Source organism: Terrabacter sp. LjRoot27, assembly GCF_964254175.1.
Taxonomy (GTDB): domain Bacteria; phylum Actinomycetota; class Actinomycetes; order Actinomycetales; family Dermatophilaceae; genus Terrabacter.
The window spans coordinates 4,238,938-4,256,727 of sequence record NZ_CAXUSS020000001.1 but is presented as its reverse complement, the minus strand read 5'-3'; the positions used below and the strand labels follow the sequence as shown (position 1 = coordinate 4,256,727).

The window sequence follows — 17,790 nt, the reverse complement described above, 5'->3', positions numbered from 1 at the left end:
GCCATGGACACCACGACCCCGGCAGCCGGCGACACGGCATACGACACCCCCTCGGGCACGGCCTACGACGTCGTCGCGATCGGTCGCACCGGCGTCGACATCTACCCCCTCCAGCACGGGGTCGGCCTCGAGAAGGTGCGGACCTTCGAGAAGTTCCTCGGCGGCAGCGCGACGAACGTCGCGGTCGCGGCGGCTCGCCACGGCCACCGCACCGCGCTCGTCACGCGAACCGGGCAGGACGCGTTCGGCCGCTACGTCCACGAGGCGCTGCGCGACTTCGGCGTCGACGACGCCTTCGTCTCCGCCGTCGCCGGGCCGCCGACGCCCGTCACCTTCTGCGAGGTCTTCCCGCCCGACGACTTCCCCCTGTGGTTCTACCGCTACCCGATCGCCCCCGACCTCATGATCGAGGCCGACGAGCTGCCGCTCGACGCGATCCGCGACGCCGGCGTCTACTGGGCGACCGTCACGGGCCTGTCGCAGGAGCCGAGCCGGGCTGCGCACTTCCGCGCCTGGGAGGCCCGCGGCCGCCGCACCCACACCGTCCTCGACCTCGACTACCGCCCGATGTTCTGGTCCGACCCGGCCGAGGCGAGCGAGCAGGTCGGCCGCGCGCTCGACCACGTGACCGTCGCCGTCGGCAACCGCGAGGAGTGCGAGGTCGCCGTCGGCGAGACCGATCCCCAGCGGGCGGCCGACGCGCTGCTCGAGCGCGGCGTCGAGCTCGCCGTCGTCAAGCAGGGACCCAAGGGGGTGCTCGCCGCGACCCGTGACGAGCGCCTCGAGGTCCCGCCCTTCCCCGTCGACGTCGTCAACGGCCTCGGTGCCGGCGACGCGTTCGGCGGCGCACTCTGCCACGGCCTGCTCGAGGGCTGGGACCTCCGGCGCGTCCTCGAGTTCGCGAACGTCGCAGGTGCGATCGTCGCCAGCAGGCTCGAGTGCTCCACCGCCATGCCGACCTCCGCCGAGGTCGACGAGCGCCTGGCCACCGCCGGCCGGCAGGCCTCACCGTTCGCCACCACCGCCGAGGAGGCGCGATGACCACCACGCAGCACGAGCCCGCCGTCCGCCCGACCGTCCGCGTCGCCGACCTCACCGAGATCCGCGTGCGCGAGCCCGGGCGCATCGCCGAGGCGTGGGCCGCGCGCCGCCGCCGTCCGCTCGTCCGCGAGGACGGCCGGATGCTCCTCGTCGCCGCCGACCACCCCGCGCGGGGCGCCCTCGGCGTCCGCGGTGCCGGCGCCGCGATGGCGAGCCGCAGCGACCTGCTCGAGCGCCTCGTCACCGCCCTCCAGCGGCCCGGCGTCGACGGCGTCCTCGGCACGCCCGACGTCCTCGACGACCTGCTCCTGCTCGGTGCGCTCGACGACAAGGTCGCCATCGGCTCGATGAACCGCGGCGGCCTCCAGGGCGCCACCTTCGAGCTCGACGACCGCTTCACCGCCTACACGGCGGCCGAGATCGCGGCGCGTGGCATCGACGGCGGCAAGATGCTGACGCGCATCTGCCTCGACGACCCGGGCACCGTGGCCACCCTCGAGGCGAGCGCCCACGCCGTCACCGAGCTCGCGGAGCACCAGGTCATGGCGATGGTCGAGCCGTTCCTGTCGACGCGCGAGGGCGGGCGGGTCGTCAACCAGCTCGACCCGGACGCGGTGATCAGGTCGGTCCACATCGCCGCGGGCCTCGGTGCCTCGAGCGCCTACACGTGGCTCAAGCTGCCCGTCGTCGACGAGCTCGACCGGGTCATGGACGCGACGACCCTGCCGACCCTCCTGCTCGGCGGCGACCCGCAGGGCGACCCGCAGGACACGTACGCGTCGTGGGGCCGGGCGCTCGACCTGCCGGCCGTGCGCGGTCTCGTCGTCGGGCGCGCCCTGCTCTTCCCGCCCGACGGTGACGTCGCGGCGGCCGTCGACATCGCCGCCGAGCTGGTGCACGGGTCGGTGCAGGGATCGGTGCAGGGATCGGTGCACGGGAGCGGGGTCGGCGCGTGAGCGACAACGAGCGCTGGGTGCGCCCTCTCGGGAGCGCCCGCACGACGGAGTGGTCGGTCGTCATCGACGACGCCGTCGACGGGTGGTCGCACACCCGGTTGTATGCCGCCGAGCTGACTGCCGGTGAGAGCCGCACCATCGCGGCCGGCGAGTGGGAGCACGTCGTCGTGCCGCTCTCGGGATCGGTCGCCGTCACGGCGCTCGACCCCGAGGGGCTCGAGCACCAGGCCGTCCTCGCCGGCCGGGACTCGGTCTTCGCCGGGCCCACCGACGTCGCCTACGCCACGCGTGACTGCGACGTCACGGTGACCGCCGAGGGCGGTCCCGCCAAGGTCGCCGTCTGCGGCGCCCGCGCGGCGCGACGGCACACGCCGCCGTTCCGTCACGTGGGCGTCGCAGACGTGCCCGTCGAGCTGCGCGGGGCCGGTGTCGCGTCCCGTGAGGTGCGCAACTTCGGCATCCCCGGCGTGCTCGACGCCGACTCGGTCATCGCGTGCGAGGTCGTCACCCCCGGCGGCAACTGGAGCTCCTACCCGCCGCACAAGCACGACGAGGAGCGGCCCGGCGTCGAGACCGAGCTCGAGGAGATCTACTACTTCGAGGTCGCCCCGTCGTCGGGAGCTCCGGAGGTGGCGGGCACGAACCCGGTCGGCTACCAGCGGGTCTACGGCACCGACGAGCGGCCGATCGACGTGCTCGCCGAGGTGCGGTCGGGTGACGTCGTCCTCGTGCCGCACGGCTGGCACGGGCCGGCGATGGCCGCGCCCGGCTACGACCTCTACTACCTCAACGTCATGGCCGGCCCGGGCCAGCAACGGGCCTGGCTCATCTGCGACGACCCGGCACACGGCTGGGTCCGCGACACGTGGTCCGACCAGCCGGTCGACCCCCGACTTTCCCTTGGAGGTGCTCGATGACGAGCGACACCCAGACCGTGGGCGGCACCACCGTGCGCCTCACCGTGGCCCAGGCCGTGGTGCGCTTCCTCGCCAACCAGTGGAGCGAGCGCGACGGCGAGCGGCAGAAGCTCTTCGCCGGCTGCTTCGGCATCTTCGGCCACGGCAACGTCGCCGGGATCGGCCAGGCCCTGCTCCAGAACGAGCTCGCCGCCAGTCATGAGTCCGTGGAGCGACTGCCTTATGTACTGGCCCGCAACGAGCAGGCCATGGTCCACACGTCCGTCGCCTACGCACGCCAGAAGGACCGCCTCCAGACGTGGGCGTGCACGGCGTCGGTGGGCCCCGGCTCGACGAACATGCTCACCGGTGCGGCGCTCGCGACGGTCAACCGGATCCCCGTGCTGCTGCTGCCGTCCGGCACCTTCGCGACGCGCGTCAGCGCCCCCGTGCTCCAGGAGCTCGAGCAGCCGTATGCCGCCGACGTGACGGTCAACGACGCCTTCCGCCCGCTGTCGAAGTTCTTCGACCGGGTCAGCCGGCCCGAGCAGCTGCCGTCGGCGCTGCTCGGTGCGATGCGGGTGCTCACCGACCCCGTCGAGACGGGCGCCGTGACGATCTCCCTGCCGCAGGACGTGCAGGCCGAGGCCCACGACTGGCCGGTCGAGCTCTTCGCGCCGCGCACGTGGCGGGTGGCGCGGCCGCTGCCCGAGGCCGTCGACGTCGCTGACGCGGCCGCGGTCATCCGGTCGGCGCGTCGTCCCCTCGTCGTCGCCGGCGGTGGCGTGCACTACTCGGGTGCCGAGGAGGCGCTGCGTGCGTTCTGCGAGTCCACGGGCATCCCCGTCGGTGAGTCGCAGGCCGGCAAGGGCTCGCTCCCGCACGGCCACCCGCAGGAGATGGGCGCCGTCGGCTCGACCGGGACGACGGCCGCCAACGCGCTCGCGGCCGAGGCCGACGTCGTCATCGGCATCGGCACGCGCTGGAGCGACTTCACCACCGCCTCGCGAACGGCCTTCCAGGACGACGGGGTCCGCTTCGTCAACATCAACGTCGCGCGCTTCGACGCCGGCAAGCACTCGGGGCTCTCGGTCGTCGCCGACGCCCGGGAGGCGCTCGTCGCGCTCACCGCGGCGCTCGACGGGTATGCCGTCGACGACGCCTACCGGTCGCGCCAGGCCGCGCTGTGGGCCGAGTGGGACGCCTCGGTCGAGGCGGCCTTCCACCCGTCCCCGGAGGTCACCGACCGGCTGGCCGACGGCCTGCTGACCCAGGGCCAGGTGCTCGGTGCGGTCAACGAGCTGACCGACCCCCGCGACGTCGTGCTCTGTGCGGCGGGCTCGATGCCGGGCGACATCCACAAGCTGTGGCGGGTGCGCGACCGCAAGGCGTACCACGTCGAGTACGGCTACTCCTGCATGGGCTACGAGGTGCCGGCCTCGCTCGGCATCCGGCTCGCCGACGAGTCGCGCGACGTCTTCGCCATGGTCGGCGACGGCGGCTACCTCATGATGCCGACCGAGCTCGTCACGGCGGTCCAGGAGCGCATCAAGGTCATCGTCGTCCTCGTGCAGAACCACGGCTTCCACTCGATCGGGTCGCTGTCGGAGTCGCTCGGCTCGCAGCGCTTCGGCACGAGCTACCGCTTCCGCGGTGAGTCGTCCGGGCGCCTCGACGGCGACGTGCTGCCCGTCGACCTCGCCGCCAACGCGCGGTCCCTCGGTGCGCACGTCATCGAGGTGCACTCGCTCGACGAGCTGCACCAGGCGATCAAGGAGGCCAAGGCCGCCCCGGCCGACGGCGGCCCCGTCGTCATCCACGTCGAGACCGACCCGCTCGTCCACGCGCCCGACAGTGCGTCGTGGTGGGACGTCCCGGTCTCGGAGGTCAGCGACCTCGACACGACGCAGACGGCATACGCGGAGTACGTCGACCACAAGGCCACCCAGCGTCCGCTCGTCACCCCGATCCGCCCCCCTCACCCGGAGTCCGCGTCATGAAGCTCGCCCTCGACCCCTACATGTTCCGCGAGACCCCGCTGCTCGAGCTGCCCGCTCTCGTGGCCGACCTCGGCTACGAGTGGATCGAGCTCTCGCCGCGCGACGACGTCATCCCCTTCTTCAACCACCCGCGCATCGACGACGCCGGCGTGGCCGCCTTCCGGTCGGCACTGGCGTCGGCCGGGGTCGGGGTGTCCTCGCTCCTGCCGCTCTTCAGGTGGTCAGGTCCCGACGAGGAGGACCGGAAGGCGGCGGTGCGCTACTGGACGCGCGCCATCCAGATCGCCAGCGACCTCGGCGTCGACACGATGAACTCCGAGCTCAACGGCAACCCCCGTGAGGCGTCTGTCTGCGAGCGGATGTTCTGGCAGTCGATGGAGGAGCTGCTGCCCGTCTTCGAGAAGGAGGGGATCCGGCTCGTGCTCGAGCCGCACCCCGACGACTGGGAGGAGGACGGCAAGCGCGCCCTCGACATCATCAGGGGGATCAACAGCCCCCACGTGTCGTTCCTCTACTGCGCGCCGCACACCTTCCACCAGGGCAACGACTGCGACGGGATCATGGACAAGGCCGGCGACCTGCTGACGATGGTCCACGTCGCCGACGCCTACGACCACACGGCGTCGTCGGGGCTGCGCTACATCGTCAACCCGCCCGGCTCGCAGGTCACGGTGCACCAGCACCTCGACATCGGCCAGGGCGAGGTCGACTTCGGCCAGTTCTTCGCCGGGCTCGAGCGCATCGGCTTCGACGGCATCGTCACCTCCTGCGTCTTCGCCTGGGAGGACCGCGCGCGTGAGTCCAGCACCTACATGCGCGACACCATCCGCTCCTACCTCGACAAGTGGTCGACGCCGCCCACGCTCGTCTCTCCCTGAGCCGCGACGGATCCCGGCGGGATCCCAGCCGTTCGCACCCGAGCCGGCCACCCGGCACACGCCCCCTCCGCCTTGACCTGAACCGAAGGACACCGCCATGAGCACCCCCACCCGCATCACCCACCTCATCGACGGGCAGCCGTGGACCGGCACCGCCGAGCGCACGTCGCCCGTCTTCAACCCCGCGACGGGGGAGCAGTCCGGCGTGCTCGACCTGGCCTCGGCCTCGCTCGTCGACGAGGTCGTGACGTCCGCCGCCTCCGCGTGGGAGGAGTGGGCCGACGCCTCGCTCGCCAAGCGTTCGGGGGTGCTCTTCGCCTTCCGCGAGCTGCTCAACGAGCGCAAGGAGGACATCGCGGCGCTCATCACGTCCGAGCACGGCAAGGTGCTCTCCGACGCGCTCGGCGAGGTGACGCGCGGCCTGGAGGTCGCCGAGTTCGCCTGTGGCATCCCGCACCTGCTGCGTGGCGGCTTCTCGGAGAACGCCTCGACGAACGTCGACGTCTACTCGATCCGCCAGCCGCTCGGCGTCGTCGCGGTCATCTCGCCCTTCAACTTCCCGGCCATGGTGCCGATGTGGTTCATCCCCATCGCCATCGCGTGCGGCAACGCCGTCATCCTCAAGCCGTCGGAGAAGGACCCGTCGGCGGCGATCGCGGTCGCGGCGCTCTGGAAGGAGGCGGGGCTGCCCGACGGCGTCATGCAGGTCGTCAACGGCGACAAGGAGGCCGTCGACGCGCTCCTGACGCACCCTGAGGTGAAGTCCGTGTCGTTCGTCGGCTCGACGCCGATCGCGAAGTACGTCTACGAGACGGGCACGGCGCACGGCAAGCGCGTGCAGGCCCTCGGTGGAGCGAAGAACCACATGCTCGTGCTGCCCGACGCCGACCTCGACCTCGCAGCCGATGCCGCCGTCAACGCCGGTTTCGGCTCGGCGGGGGAGCGGTGCATGGCGATCTCGGCGCTCGTCGCGGTCGAACCCATCGCGGACGAGCTGATCTCGAAGATCAAGGACCGCATGGGCAAGCTCGTGACCGGTGACGGCACGCGCGGCTGCGACATGGGCCCGCTCGTCACGTCGCAGCACCGCGACAAGGTGACGTCCTACCTCGACGCCGGGGTGACCGAGGGCGCGACCCTCGTCGTCGACGGTCGCCAGGACTCCTACGAGTCCGATGGCGAGGGCTACTTCCTCGCGCCGACCCTCTTCGACCACGTCACGCCCGGGATGTCGCTCTACGACGACGAGATCTTCGGCCCGGTGCTGTCGGTCGTGCGCGTCGGCTCCTACGACGAGGGGCTGAAGCTCATCAACAGCAACCCCTACGGCAACGGCACGGCGATCTTCACCAACGACGGCGGCGCGGCCCGGAAGTTCCAGCGCAATGTCCAGGTCGGCATGGTCGGCGTCAACGTGCCGATCCCCGTCCCGGTGTCGTACTACTCCTTCGGCGGGTGGAAGAACTCGCTCTTCGGCGACACGCACGCCCACGGCATGGAGGGCGTCCACTTCTTCACCCGCGGCAAGGTCGTCACCTCACGTTGGCTCGACCCGAGCCACGGCGGCCTCAACCTCGGCTTCCCCCAGAACGACTGACTCCCAAACCTTTTCGAGAGGAACGACTGACCATGGCCGAGTCCAAGGCCCGCAACACCGACGACCGCTACAGCAAGCTGACGATCGGTGTCTGTCCCGACCAGTGGGGCGTCTGGTTCCCCGAGGACGAGAAGCAGATCCACTGGGAGACCGCGCTCGACGAGATGGCGCAGGCCGGCTTCTCGGTCATGGAGACGGGGCCGTTCGGCTACTTCCCCAAGGACCCGAAGCGCCTGCAGGAGGAGATGGACAAGCGCGGCTTCCGGGTCGTCGCCGGCACCGGCTGGGGCATCCTGCACAAGCCGGAGGCCTGGGCCGACACCGAGAAGACCTTCCGCGAGATCGCCGAGACCCACGCCGCCGTCGGCGCGGAGTACATCGTGCACCTGCCGCCGCTCTTCCGCGACGACAAGACGTGGGAGTTCACCGACGACCGCGTGCTGTCGACGGAGGCGTGGAACGCCTACATCGGGGGTGCCGACAAGCTCGGTCGCATCATGAAGGAGGACTACGGCCTCCAGATGGTGCTGCACCCGCACGGCGACAGCCACATCGAGACGCCCGAGGACATCGACCGCGTCTTCCAGGCGACGGACCCCGACTACGTCGGCTTCTGCCTCGACACGGGCCACATCGTCTACGGCGGCGGCGACCCGATGGAGCTGTGCCGCACGTACCCCGAGCGCATCTCCTACGTCCACATCAAGGCGATGGACGAAGGGCTCGTCAGGCAGGCCCACGACGAGGACTGGCCCTTCGGACTCGCTGTCGCCAAGGGCTGCTCGGTCGCGCCGCCGGCCGGCGCGCCGGACATGCCGTCGCTCGTCGAGGCCCTCGCCGACCTGGACAAGGAGCTCTACGTCGTGTGCGAGCAGGACATGTACCCGTGCGACCCGTCCTACCCGCTGCCCAACGCCATCCAGACCCGCGAGTACCTCGCGTCCATCGGCCTCGGCCTCCGCTGAGCCCTGCTCACGTCGACGAAGGAGTCACACCAATGACCGTACGCATCGGCATGATCGGCCCGGGCGGCATGGGCCAGGCGCACATCGACCGCATCCACACCGTCATCGCCGGCGGCCGGGTCGTCGCCGTCTCCGACGTCGACCCGGCCCGCGCGGCCGAGGTGGCGTCGCGGATCGACGGGACGGCATACCCCTCGTCGGCCGAGCTCATCACCGCCGACGACGTCGACGCCGTCATGATCTGCAGCTACGGGCCGGCGCACGAGGTGGACGTCCTCGCGGCCATCGCGGCGGGCAAGCCCGTCTTCTGCGAGAAGCCCCTGACGCCGACGGCCGAGGCGGCGCTGCGGATCATGGAGGCCGAGCAGGCGAGCGGGCGGCGCCTGGTGACAGTGGGATTCATGCGTCGCTTCGACCGGAGCTACCGCGAGATGAAGGCGCTGCTCGACTCGGGCGACCTCGGCGAGACGCTCATGGTCCACTGCGCGCACCGCAACCCGACCGTGCCCGAGCACTACACGTGGGACATGGCCATCAACGACACGGCGATCCACGAGGTCGACACGATGCGCTGGCTCCTCGGCGAGGAGTTCGTCTCGGCGCGCGTCGACAAGCCGAAGAAGACGTCGCTGCGCTTCGAGCACCTCCAGGACCCGCTCGTGCTCATCCTCGAGACCGAGTCCGGGGTGCGCGTCGACGACGAGATCTTCGTCAACTGCCAGTTCGGCTACGACATCCGCTGCGAGGCCGTGGCCGAGAAGGGGACCGTGAGCCTCGGCGACCAGAACGCCATCGTCGTGCGCGACGGCGTCGGAGTGCGCAACGCGATCGCCCGCGACCACAACGACCGCTTCGGGGGCGCCTTCGTCACGGAGGTGCAGGAGTGGATCTCCGCGGTGGCGCGCGGCGAGCACACGGGCTCGACGTCGTGGGACGGGTATGCCGCCGCGTGCGTCTGTGACGCCGGTGTCCGTGCGCTCACCGACGAGGGCGTCGTCAAGGTCGAGATGATCGCGAAGCCCGACTTCTACGCCTGAATAGGGCGGGGCCCGAGCGACGAGATGAGGTCGACCACCCTCGCAAAGGCCAGCGGTCGACAAGATATGCACAGTACAAACTTTGGGCCGGGCTCTCCGGCGCGCTCATGCTTCGATGTCGCTCATCAACCGCGGCGGTTTGTTGCGGGGACTGCTAACGGTCTGGTTGACACCCGACTGTGGCGACGGAGGTCGCCGCTGGAAGGATGTTAACCATGCCTGCAGCCCACTGCAAGGAGTTACGCGGCGGTCTCTTGGCCTCCGCCCGGCGCGGCGAGGCCCGCTCGGACAAGTCGCCAAGGACTTCGGGATCTCCGAGTCCTGCCTGCGCAACTGGCTCAAGAGCGTCGACGTCGAGGACGGGATCCGTCGCTTCAGTTACTCGCCACACGGTCCGCCTGCAACATTGATGGGACGGGATCCGCACCACTGTGCGCTCTTCCCGTATCAAGAAGTGCAAATGCAACGCTGTCCCGTTCACACTGCTGGGCGTGGCCGGATCATGGGCTATAGTCCGTGAACGGCCGTGCTCCGGACTTTAAGGCGACCAGAACGGAAACGATTCCAAACAGAAGCCACGCCAAGGTTATGCTCGCACCGACTCGGTTCAACACCTCATTCCAAGTGAGATGTTGAACCACCGAGAGGATGCGATCGGGCAGGTGCTCACGCCTCAGTTGTAGAAACTCGCCCCGGGTCGCGTCATCGTCGAGGGCGCTGAGTTGCTTGGCGATCATGATCAAGGCATGCGGGTCTGGAGCGCCGTTCGCTACGACTGTGGCGGCATAGGCTGCCGTTCGAATCGATTCGTCCGGGCTCCAGAAGTTTGCCCATAGGGATGAGCGCCATTTTTGTAGCTGCCAAGCCGATGTCATAAGCAAGGTCGCTTCTGCGGAATCTGGTGCCTTTCTCTCGTGTTTTCGTGCTTCTCGTAGAATGCTCTTCTCTAATGCCCTGGAGGATTTCATCAGACGACTTCTCTCTAAGCCCGTATATGAGAAATTCCGGACTCGTCCTGGGTGCGTTTCCTTCACCTCTAACGCCGCGAGGAGGGTCAAGAACTTGCGTGTCCGCTCGGTCGTCTGCGTGCCATTCGGAATCCTGTGCAGATTCTTAGAGAGGGAAATGAGTGCGACTCCGGCTATCGCGAGCGCACACCAAATGGGAGCTCCCGCCATGGGAAGTGCAGCACTGGTTGGGCCAGGCTCTTGCTGCCCCACGCCAAGGGTCAGGAGAGTGAAGGCGAGTGGTATCCAGGTCAGTGGCAGCCCGAGGACGAGCCATCGAAACCAGCTGTTGACCATCAGGAGAAGGAATGCGTTCCTGTATCCGATGGTGCGTCTCAGGCGCACGAGGTCTAGTCCCCTCAGTGCCGTGGAGTTATCGGTGCCGTTCGCGCTCGGAGAATCCTCTGGCCGCATGTTACTCATCGCATGCAGCATCCATAGCCTGGTCACCACGGCCAGTGGTATCGCGAGAGCTAGTGCGGCCAACGTGCCCTCCATCGTAAGAGAGCTCATGGTTGGCATGTGGCTAATTGGCTGTGCAAGTGTTAGGACCGGCGCGTCGCCAGAGAAGTCAGGATTCACGGGCGAGCTGGCTACTAGTTCCACGAACTGTGCGAATTTACTCATAGCAAGCAGAGCAGATGCTGGCCCCGCAGCGCTAACGCCTAGCTCAGGTGAGAATCCTGCCGTAACGATGTCAATGGATAGGCTAAGTCCAGCTGCGGCAAAGTACACTCCGATACAGCACAGAACGATGATGAGGAGGGTAATTCCTATCTGCCTAAGGGCGAAGACAGATCCGTTGCTCGCCAACCGGCGCTGGCGCCGAAATAGCATGGTGGTGGCATGAAGCCAAGATGTGCCTGGCCGGTGCGATCGGATGGATCCGACTCCGAGCAGATCGGCATTTGCTATGACGCAGGCGGCTGCAAGTGTTGCGACTCCAAAGATGGCGCACAGAATGCTGAGTGGTGCGATTACGAGTGCCTCACCTATAGTCAACACTAGCTGTCCCCTCCACAGTTCCCATTGGCGTGATGCTGAGTTGAGTGGCAGCACTCGGATAAACGTGGTTGAAATTCACTTGCCTATGTGTCCACCTTCAGCTTTTTGTGGATAGCGTGGCCACTGCTGGCCGTGAGCTCACAGTCACGAACTGATCCTAAGGGTGGGCGAGCGTGACTAGATGCCGAAGCCTGAGAGCGGTCAGCAATGCTCAGCGTGCGTGCCGAGGCCCGAGGCCGTCACGCGGGGAGCGATGCCGTGCAGAGAGAGGTGTCGATAGTTGCGAGCTGGTCACGAGCGACGTTCACATCGTGACTGCGAAATGACGTTCTCTGCTCGGACGCCTCGGCAGAGTGTCATGGAACGCCAGTTGACAGCGATGAGTCCGACATCGGGGCTGGCACTCATGTCACGCCCGGAGTCTCGGCCAATGACGGACTGCAAGGCGCGAATGGCGGCCCGCCGTGTGTGGATCTCTATCAACTGGGGGCCGACCCGCCTGCGACCGCGTGCTCGAGGATCTGAGGTTGGTCCGTCCTGAATCTGGTCGACTATCCATAGTTCCGGAGAACCGGTTGGCTTCCTCAGTCCGCCCGAGACAACGTGCAACCCTTCTGGGGCGCCTTCGTCACAGAGGTGCAGGAGTGGATCTCTGCTGTGTCGCGGCGAGCGCACGGGGCGACGGTCATGGGACGGGCATGCCGCCGCGTGCGTCTGCGGCGTCGGATTCCGCGCTAACCGACGAGAGCGTCGGCACGGTCGAGATCGCCAAGCACGACTGCTGCGCCTGACGTCGACGCCGGCCGGCTCAGGCCCAGAGCGGTACAGCGCGGTGGATCCCCGGCGCCGGCTGCCGGCGATCCACCGCTTCATCGAAGCGCTGCGGCGGAAGAGCCACGTCGCCCGGGTCTGCCGCGCCTTCCTGCTGGGCGGCGGTTCCCGGGTCGAGCTGCCGGTCGGCTGAAGCCCCCCGAGTCACGGCAAGGGTGTCCGCGTCGACCGGGCTTGGACACGGTTCGACTCGCGTGGACAGATGGTCCGGGCGTGGCTACTTTGGGCAGATCGTCGCGGGGGCGGTCAGCCTCCTCGGTCCGATCGAGAGGGCTGTCCCATGTCTCGTCACGTGAACCCCTGTCCCGTTGCCATCACGGATCGGACGGCCTGACGTGGCCGGCGCGGGCCCGGAGCTCAAGCGGTCGCTCAACCAGCGGCAGCTGACGATGATCGCCATGGGCGGCGTCATCGGTGCGGGCCTCTTCGTCGGGTCCGGCACCGTCATCCACGACACCGGTCCGGGCGCGTTCATCACGTACGCCCTGTGCGGCGTCCTCATCATCATGGTGATGCGGATGCTCGCCGAGATGGCCGTGGCCAACCCGTCCACCGGCTCGTTCGCCGACTACTCGCGCAAGGCGCTCGGTGACTGGGCCGGCTTCTCGGTCGGCTGGCTCTACTGGTACTTCTGGGTCATCGTCGTGGGCTTCGAGGCCGTCGCCGGCGCCAAGGTCATCAACTTCTGGCTGCCGGGCGTGCCGACGTGGGTGCTGAGCCTGCTGCTCATGCTCCTCATGACGGGCACCAACCTCATCTCGGTCTCCTCGTTCGGCGAGTTCGAGTTCTGGTTCGCCGGGATCAAGGTCGCGGCGATCATCGTCTTCCTCGCCTGCGGTGCCCTCTTCGTCTTCGGGATCTGGCCGAACGCCGACCTCGACTTCAGCAACCTCACCGCGCACGGCGGCTTCTTCCCCAACGGTGGGCTGGCGGTCACCGCGGGCGTCGTCACGGTGATCTTCTCGATGGTGGGCGCCGAGATCGCGACGATCGCCGCCGCCGAGTCGGACAACCCGGAGCGGGCCGTCTCGAAGGCCGCGAACTCCGTCATCACCCGCATCGCGATCTTCTTCGTCGGCTCGATCTTCCTGCTCGCGGTGATCCTGCCGTGGAACTCGGCCACCCTCGAGGCGTCGCCCTACGTCGCGGCCTTCCAGGAGATGGGCATCCCGTATGCCGACCACGTGATGAACGCGGTGGTGCTGACCGCCGTGCTCTCGTGCCTCAACTCCGGGCTCTACACCGCGTCCCGGATGCTCTTCGTGCTGGCCGCTCGCCGCGAGGCGCCCGCGTCGATGGTCTCGGTCAACTCCCGGGGCGTGCCGATGGTCGCCATCCTGGCCTCGTCGGTCGTCGGCTTCCTCGCCGTCATCATGGCGGCCGTCTCGCCCGACACCGTCTTCTCGTTCCTGCTCAACTCGTCCGGCGCCGTCATCCTCTTCGTCTACCTGCTCATCGCCGTCTCGCAGATCATCCTGCGCTACCGGGCCGACGCGTCGACGCTCAAGGTGAAGATGTGGTGGTTCCCCGCGCTGTCGGTCATCACGGCGCTGGGCATCGTGCTCGTCCTCGTCCAGATGGGCCTGACCGAGGACGTGCGGATCCAGCTCGTGCTCAGCCTCGTGTCGTTCGGCATCGTGCTCGTCCTCTTCTTCATCAACCGGGCCCGTATCGCGCGCCTGCCCGAGCGGGTCGCGCCCGACCACACCGGCGAGGCGCGCCGCGTGCTCGTCCTCGCCAACCAGACCCTCGAGGCCGACGAGCTGATGCGCGAGCTCCAGCGGATCGACGCGATGGGCAAGGCGACCTACTACGTATGCGTCCCGGCCAGTGCCGTGGAGACGGGCACCGCCTCGACGCACGGCGCCGTGTCCGTCGCCGAGGCGACGACCGAGGCGGCCCAGGCGCGGCTGGACCGGACGCTCGAAGCACTCACCGCGCACCGCCTCGACGCGACCGGCGGTCTCGGCGACTACCGGCCGCTCCGGGCTCTCCGGGCGGCGGTGAGCCACTTCGACCCCGACCAGATCGTCATCGTGACGCTGCCCGCCTCGGACTCGATCTGGCAGCGCTTCGAGGTCGTCGACCGGGCGAGTGAGCTCGGCCTGCCGGTGACCCACGTCGAGGCCGCCTCGCTCGTCATGCAGGCGTGAGCCGTGACCATCGTCGTCGCCTACACGGCGCAGGACAGCGGCACGTCGGCGCTCGAGCTGGCCGCCGTGCTCTCACGGTCCACGGGCGAGCCCCTCACGGTGGCCGTCGTCGTGACGACCCCCCACGCGGCGGGGGCCGTGGAGTTCGTCGACGGCGACTACCTCGCTCCGCTCCGCGACTGGGGAGAGTCCATCCTCGAGCAGGCGCGGACCGCACTGCCTCCCGACGTCCGGGCGACCTTCGTCGTGCGTGCCGCATCGTCGATCCCCTCGGGGCTGCTCGAGCTGGCGGCCGAGGTCGGCGCGTCCGCGCTCGTGCTCGGCTCGTCGAGCAAGGGCGCGCTCGGCCGCATCTCCTTCGGCAGCGTGACCGACCGGCTCGTGCACTCGGCGCCCCTGCCGGTGCTCCTGGCGCCGCTCGGCTACCGACCGATCCCCGGCTCCCGGATCCGGCGGGTCACCATCGGCTTCGGCGGGTCCGCGGGGGCGGCGCACGTGGCGGTCGCGGGGGCCCGGCTGGCCCAGGCCGTCGGCGCGAGCCTCCGGGCGGTGTCGTTCGCCGTCCGACCGCCCAAGCGGATCTACGGCAGCGTCGAGGAGTCGGCCGACGACCTCGTCGTCGACCGGTGGGTGGCTCGCACGACGGCCGCTCTCCGGGACCAGGTGGGGGCCCGGGACGCCGCCCTGGCCGAGCGTCTCGCCCGGTCGCTCGTCGTCGGCGAGGGCGTCTCGTGGAGCACGGCGATCTGGGACGTCGACTGGAGCGACGGCGACCTGCTCGTCGTCGGTCCGAGCTCGTCGGCACCGGCAGCGCGGCTCTTCCTCGGCTCGCGCGCCTCGAAGATCATCCGTTCGGCCCCGGTGCCGGTCTACCTCGTGCCGGCTCCGCGCACGGGCTGAGTCCCCTTCTGCGCCAAGCGGATCCGGCCGCTACTGATCTGTGCCCAAGGCTAGATGGGCGGCGAGGTAGGGTGCCGTCGCGCTCCCCTCGGCAGCGGCGACCTCCTCAGCCGTGCCGGTCGCGACGACACGGCCTCCTGCGTCCCCACCTCCCGGACCGAGGTCGATGACCCAGTCGGCACTGATGATCGTGCCGAGGTCGTGCTCGACGAGCACGACGGTGTTGCCGGCGTCGACCAGGCGGTGGAGCTGACGCAGCAGCAGGGCGATGTCGGCCGGGTGCAGCCCGGCCGTGGGCTCGTCGAGCAGGTAGAGGGCGTGCCCGCGCCGGGCTCGCTGCAGCTCGGTCGCCAGCTTGATCCGCTGGGCCTCCCCTCCGCTCAGCTCGGTGGCGGGCTGACCGAGACGCAGGTAGCCGAGCCCGACCTCGCGCAGCGTCGTGAGGCTGCGCGCGGCGGCCGGCACCTCGGCGAGGAAGTCGGCGGCCTCGTCGACGGAGAGGGCCAGCACGTCGGCGACGTTCTTGCCGCGGTAGGTGATCTCGAGGGTCTCGGCGTTGTAGCGCGCGCCGTGGCAGGTCGGGCACGGCGCATACGTCCCGGGCAGGAAGAGGAGCTCGACGGAGACGAACCCCTCGCCCTGGCACGTCTCGCAGCGTCCCTCGGCGACGTTGAAGGAGAATCGGCCCGCGCCGTAGCCGCGCTCGCGCGCCTCCGGGGTGGCGGCATACAGCTTGCGCACGGCGTCGAAGAGGCCGGTGTAGGTGGCGAGGTTGGAGCGCGGGGTGCGGCCGATGGGGCGCTGGTCGACGCGGACGAGCCGGTCGAACGACTCGAGGCCGGTGGCGTCGTCGACGTCGATCTCGAGCTCGGTCTCCTCGGGGTCGTCGGGGCTCTGGCCGAGGTGGCGGCGGACGAGCTCGGAGAGCACCTGGGTCACGAGCGTCGACTTGCCCGACCCGGAGACGCCGGTGACGGCCGTCAGGACGCAGAGGGGCACGTCGACGGAGAGGTCGTCGAGGTTGTGCCGGCTGATGCCGCGCAGGTGCAGCCACCCCTGGGGCGAGCGCCGGGGGCGCGGGGGCCGCTCGGCTCGGCCGAAGAGGTGGTGCCCGGTGACCGAGGCCTCGACGTGCTCGAGGCCGTCGACGGGTCCGGAGTAGAGCACGTGGCCGCCCTGCTCGCCGGCGCCTGGGCCGATGTCGACGACCCAGTCGGCGCGGCGGACGATGTCGAGGTCGTGCTCGACGACGAAGAGCGAGTTGCCCGACCGCTTCAGCGCGTCGAGCACCTCGAGCAGCGGCGCGGCGTCGGCCGGGTGCAGTCCCGCGGACGGCTCGTCGAGGACGTAGACGACCCCGAAGAGCCCCGAGCGCAGCTGGGACGCGATGCGCAGGCGCTGCGCCTCTCCCGGCGAGAGCGTCGTAGAGCTGCGCCCGAGCGAGAGGTAGCCGAGCCCGAGGTCGAGCAGCACCTGGACGCGCGCCACGAGCTCGGTGCAGAGGCGCACGGCGACCTCGGTGGCCTCGCCGGACGCGGCGGACGACGTCGCGGCGCCAGCCTCGGTCAGCTCGGCGACGGGGCGCAGCAGCGCCGCGAGGTCGGTGAACGACAACGCGTTGGTGTGCGCGATGTCGAGTCCCCGGAAGGTCACCGCGAGGGCGTCCTCCCGCAGCCCCGTGCCGTGGCAGGCCGGGCACCGGACGCTGCGGACGAAGCGCAGCGCCTTGTCGCGCATCATCTGGCTCTTCGTGTCGGCCAGTGTGTGACGGATGTGCTTGCGGGCGCTCCAGAAGGTGCCGTGGTAGTCGCGGCCGGTCGTGTCGTCGGCCTCACCGCGTCGGTCGATGAGCACCCGCGGCTGCTCGTCGGTGTAGAGCAGCCAGTCGCGGTCCTTGCGGGGGAGGTCGCGCCACGGCACGTCGACGTCGATGCCGAGGGTCCGGGTGACGCGGACGAGGTTCTTGCCCTGCCAGGCGCCCGGCCACGCCGCGATGGCCCCGTCGCGGATGCTGAGCGAGGTGTCGGGGACGAGGAGGTCCTCGGCCACGTCGTGCGCCTCGCCCAGCCCGTGGCACTCGGGGCACGCTCCGGCGGCGGTGTTGGGCGAGAAGGCCTCGGCCTCGAGCCGGGTCGCGCCGTCGGGGTAGGTGCCGGCGCGGGAGTAGAGCATCCGCACGAGGTTCGAGAGGGTCGTCAGCGTGCCGACGGTCGAGCGCGAGCTCGCGGCGCCGCGGCGTTGCTGAAGCGCGACGGCCGGCGGGAGGCCGGTGATCTCCTGGACGTGCGGGGCGCCGACCTGCTGGAGCAGCCGGCGGGCGTAGGGCGCGACCGACTCGAAGTAGCGGCGCTGCGCCTCGGCGTAGAGCGTGCCGAAGGCCAGCGAGGACTTGCCGGACCCGGAGACGCCGGTGAAGGCAACCATGGCATCGCGCGGCAGGTCGACGTCGACGGTCTTGAGGTTGTGCTCGCTGGCTCCGCGGACGTGGACGAAGTGGTCGGTCGGGTCGAGGTGCACGTGACCT

At 69.6% G+C, this 17,790-nt stretch carries 12 protein-coding genes and 1 pseudogene; 11 read left to right on the top strand and 2 right to left on the bottom strand.

The genetic code is table 11. The annotated features are described in order from the left end of the window. Positions 1–3 precede the first annotated feature (3 nt). The 9 genes and pseudogenes from iolC to ACSQ2D_RS19560 form a co-directional block, all read left to right on the top strand. Positions 4–1,041, top strand: a complete 1,038-nt coding sequence (gene iolC / locus ACSQ2D_RS19600; protein ID WP_435987584.1) for a 5-dehydro-2-deoxygluconokinase — start codon at positions 4–6, stop codon at positions 1,039–1,041. Further along, entirely contained in the window at positions 1,038–1,997 is a 960-nt protein-coding gene (locus ACSQ2D_RS19595; RefSeq protein WP_435987583.1) for a Cgl0159 family (beta/alpha)8-fold protein, read from the top strand. Before iolC ends, ACSQ2D_RS19595 begins: the two co-directional genes overlap by 4 nt. Further along, complete coding sequence (gene iolB, locus ACSQ2D_RS19590) at positions 1,994–2,914, top strand: 5-deoxy-glucuronate isomerase (protein WP_435987582.1); 921 nt, start codon at positions 1,994–1,996, stop codon at positions 2,912–2,914. Before ACSQ2D_RS19595 ends, iolB begins: the two co-directional genes overlap by 4 nt. Beyond that, a complete protein-coding gene (iolD, locus tag ACSQ2D_RS19585; RefSeq protein ID WP_435987581.1) occupies positions 2,911–4,893 on the top strand; it encodes a 3D-(3,5/4)-trihydroxycyclohexane-1,2-dione acylhydrolase (decyclizing) in 1,983 nt (660 codons plus the stop codon). The genes iolB and iolD overlap by 4 nt, the downstream gene beginning before the upstream one ends. Further along, positions 4,890–5,771, top strand: a complete 882-nt coding sequence (locus tag ACSQ2D_RS19580; RefSeq protein WP_435987580.1) for a sugar phosphate isomerase/epimerase family protein — start codon at positions 4,890–4,892, stop codon at positions 5,769–5,771. The genes iolD and ACSQ2D_RS19580 overlap by 4 nt, the downstream gene beginning before the upstream one ends. Positions 5,772–5,868: 97 nt before the next feature. Continuing rightward, positions 5,869–7,368, top strand: a complete 1,500-nt coding sequence (locus ACSQ2D_RS19575; RefSeq protein ID WP_435987579.1) for a CoA-acylating methylmalonate-semialdehyde dehydrogenase — start codon at positions 5,869–5,871, stop codon at positions 7,366–7,368. A 32-nt stretch (positions 7,369–7,400) separates the two neighbouring features. Next, positions 7,401–8,333 carry a TIM barrel protein gene (locus ACSQ2D_RS19570; RefSeq protein WP_435987578.1) on the top strand — a complete coding sequence of 311 codons (933 nt, stop codon included), beginning with the start codon at positions 7,401–7,403 and terminating at the stop codon, positions 8,331–8,333. A 32-nt stretch (positions 8,334–8,365) separates the two neighbouring features. Further along, the gene (locus ACSQ2D_RS19565; RefSeq protein ID WP_435987577.1) at positions 8,366–9,370 is read left to right on the top strand and encodes a Gfo/Idh/MocA family protein; all 1,005 of its coding nucleotides are present in this window, start codon (positions 8,366–8,368) and stop codon (positions 9,368–9,370) included. Positions 9,371–9,585: 215 nt separating this feature from the next. Beyond that, a pseudogene (locus tag ACSQ2D_RS19560) lies at positions 9,586–9,734 on the top strand (IS3 family transposase); the annotation flags it as partial. 136 nt (positions 9,735–9,870) lie between these two features. On the opposite strand, the gene ACSQ2D_RS19555 reads toward ACSQ2D_RS19560, so the two are convergent. Beyond that, positions 9,871–10,338, bottom strand: a complete 468-nt coding sequence (locus ACSQ2D_RS19555; RefSeq protein WP_435987576.1) for a hypothetical protein — start codon at positions 10,336–10,338, stop codon at positions 9,871–9,873. A 2,210-nt stretch (positions 10,339–12,548) separates the two neighbouring features. Here ACSQ2D_RS19555 and ACSQ2D_RS19550 point away from each other — a divergent pair. Both ACSQ2D_RS19550 and ACSQ2D_RS19545 read left to right on the top strand, forming a co-directional pair. After that, positions 12,549–14,366, top strand: coding sequence for an amino acid permease (locus ACSQ2D_RS19550; protein WP_435987575.1), 1,818 nt, complete (start codon positions 12,549–12,551; stop codon positions 14,364–14,366). A 3-nt stretch (positions 14,367–14,369) separates the two neighbouring features. Continuing rightward, the gene (locus tag ACSQ2D_RS19545) at positions 14,370–15,266 is read left to right on the top strand and encodes a universal stress protein (protein ID WP_435987574.1); all 897 of its coding nucleotides are present in this window, start codon (positions 14,370–14,372) and stop codon (positions 15,264–15,266) included. 30 nt (positions 15,267–15,296) lie between these two features. On the opposite strand, the gene uvrA is transcribed toward ACSQ2D_RS19545, so the two are convergent. Beyond that, positions 15,297–17,783, bottom strand: a complete 2,487-nt coding sequence (uvrA, locus tag ACSQ2D_RS19540) for an excinuclease ABC subunit UvrA (protein ID WP_435987573.1) — start codon at positions 17,781–17,783, stop codon at positions 15,297–15,299. Positions 17,784–17,790: the final 7 nt, after the last annotated feature.

Bases quoted from the DNA above. Each gene is read 5' to 3' on its own strand.
- ACSQ2D_RS19595 (WP_435987583.1), top strand. From the start codon at position 1,038: ATGACCACCACGCAGCACGAGCCCGCCGTCCGCCCGACCGTCCGCGTC.
- iolC (WP_435987584.1), top strand. From the start codon at position 4: ATGGACACCACGACCCCGGCAGCCGGCGACACGGCATACGACACCCCC.
- iolD (WP_435987581.1), top strand. From the start codon at position 2,911: ATGACGAGCGACACCCAGACCGTGGGCGGCACCACCGTGCGCCTCACC.
- ACSQ2D_RS19575 (WP_435987579.1), top strand. From the start codon at position 5,869: ATGAGCACCCCCACCCGCATCACCCACCTCATCGACGGGCAGCCGTGG.
- ACSQ2D_RS19570 (WP_435987578.1), top strand. From the start codon at position 7,401: ATGGCCGAGTCCAAGGCCCGCAACACCGACGACCGCTACAGCAAGCTG.
- ACSQ2D_RS19555 (WP_435987576.1), bottom strand. From the start codon at position 10,338: ATGAAATCCTCCAGGGCATTAGAGAAGAGCATTCTACGAGAAGCACGA.
- ACSQ2D_RS19580 (WP_435987580.1), top strand. From the start codon at position 4,890: ATGAAGCTCGCCCTCGACCCCTACATGTTCCGCGAGACCCCGCTGCTC.
- ACSQ2D_RS19565 (WP_435987577.1), top strand. From the start codon at position 8,366: ATGACCGTACGCATCGGCATGATCGGCCCGGGCGGCATGGGCCAGGCG.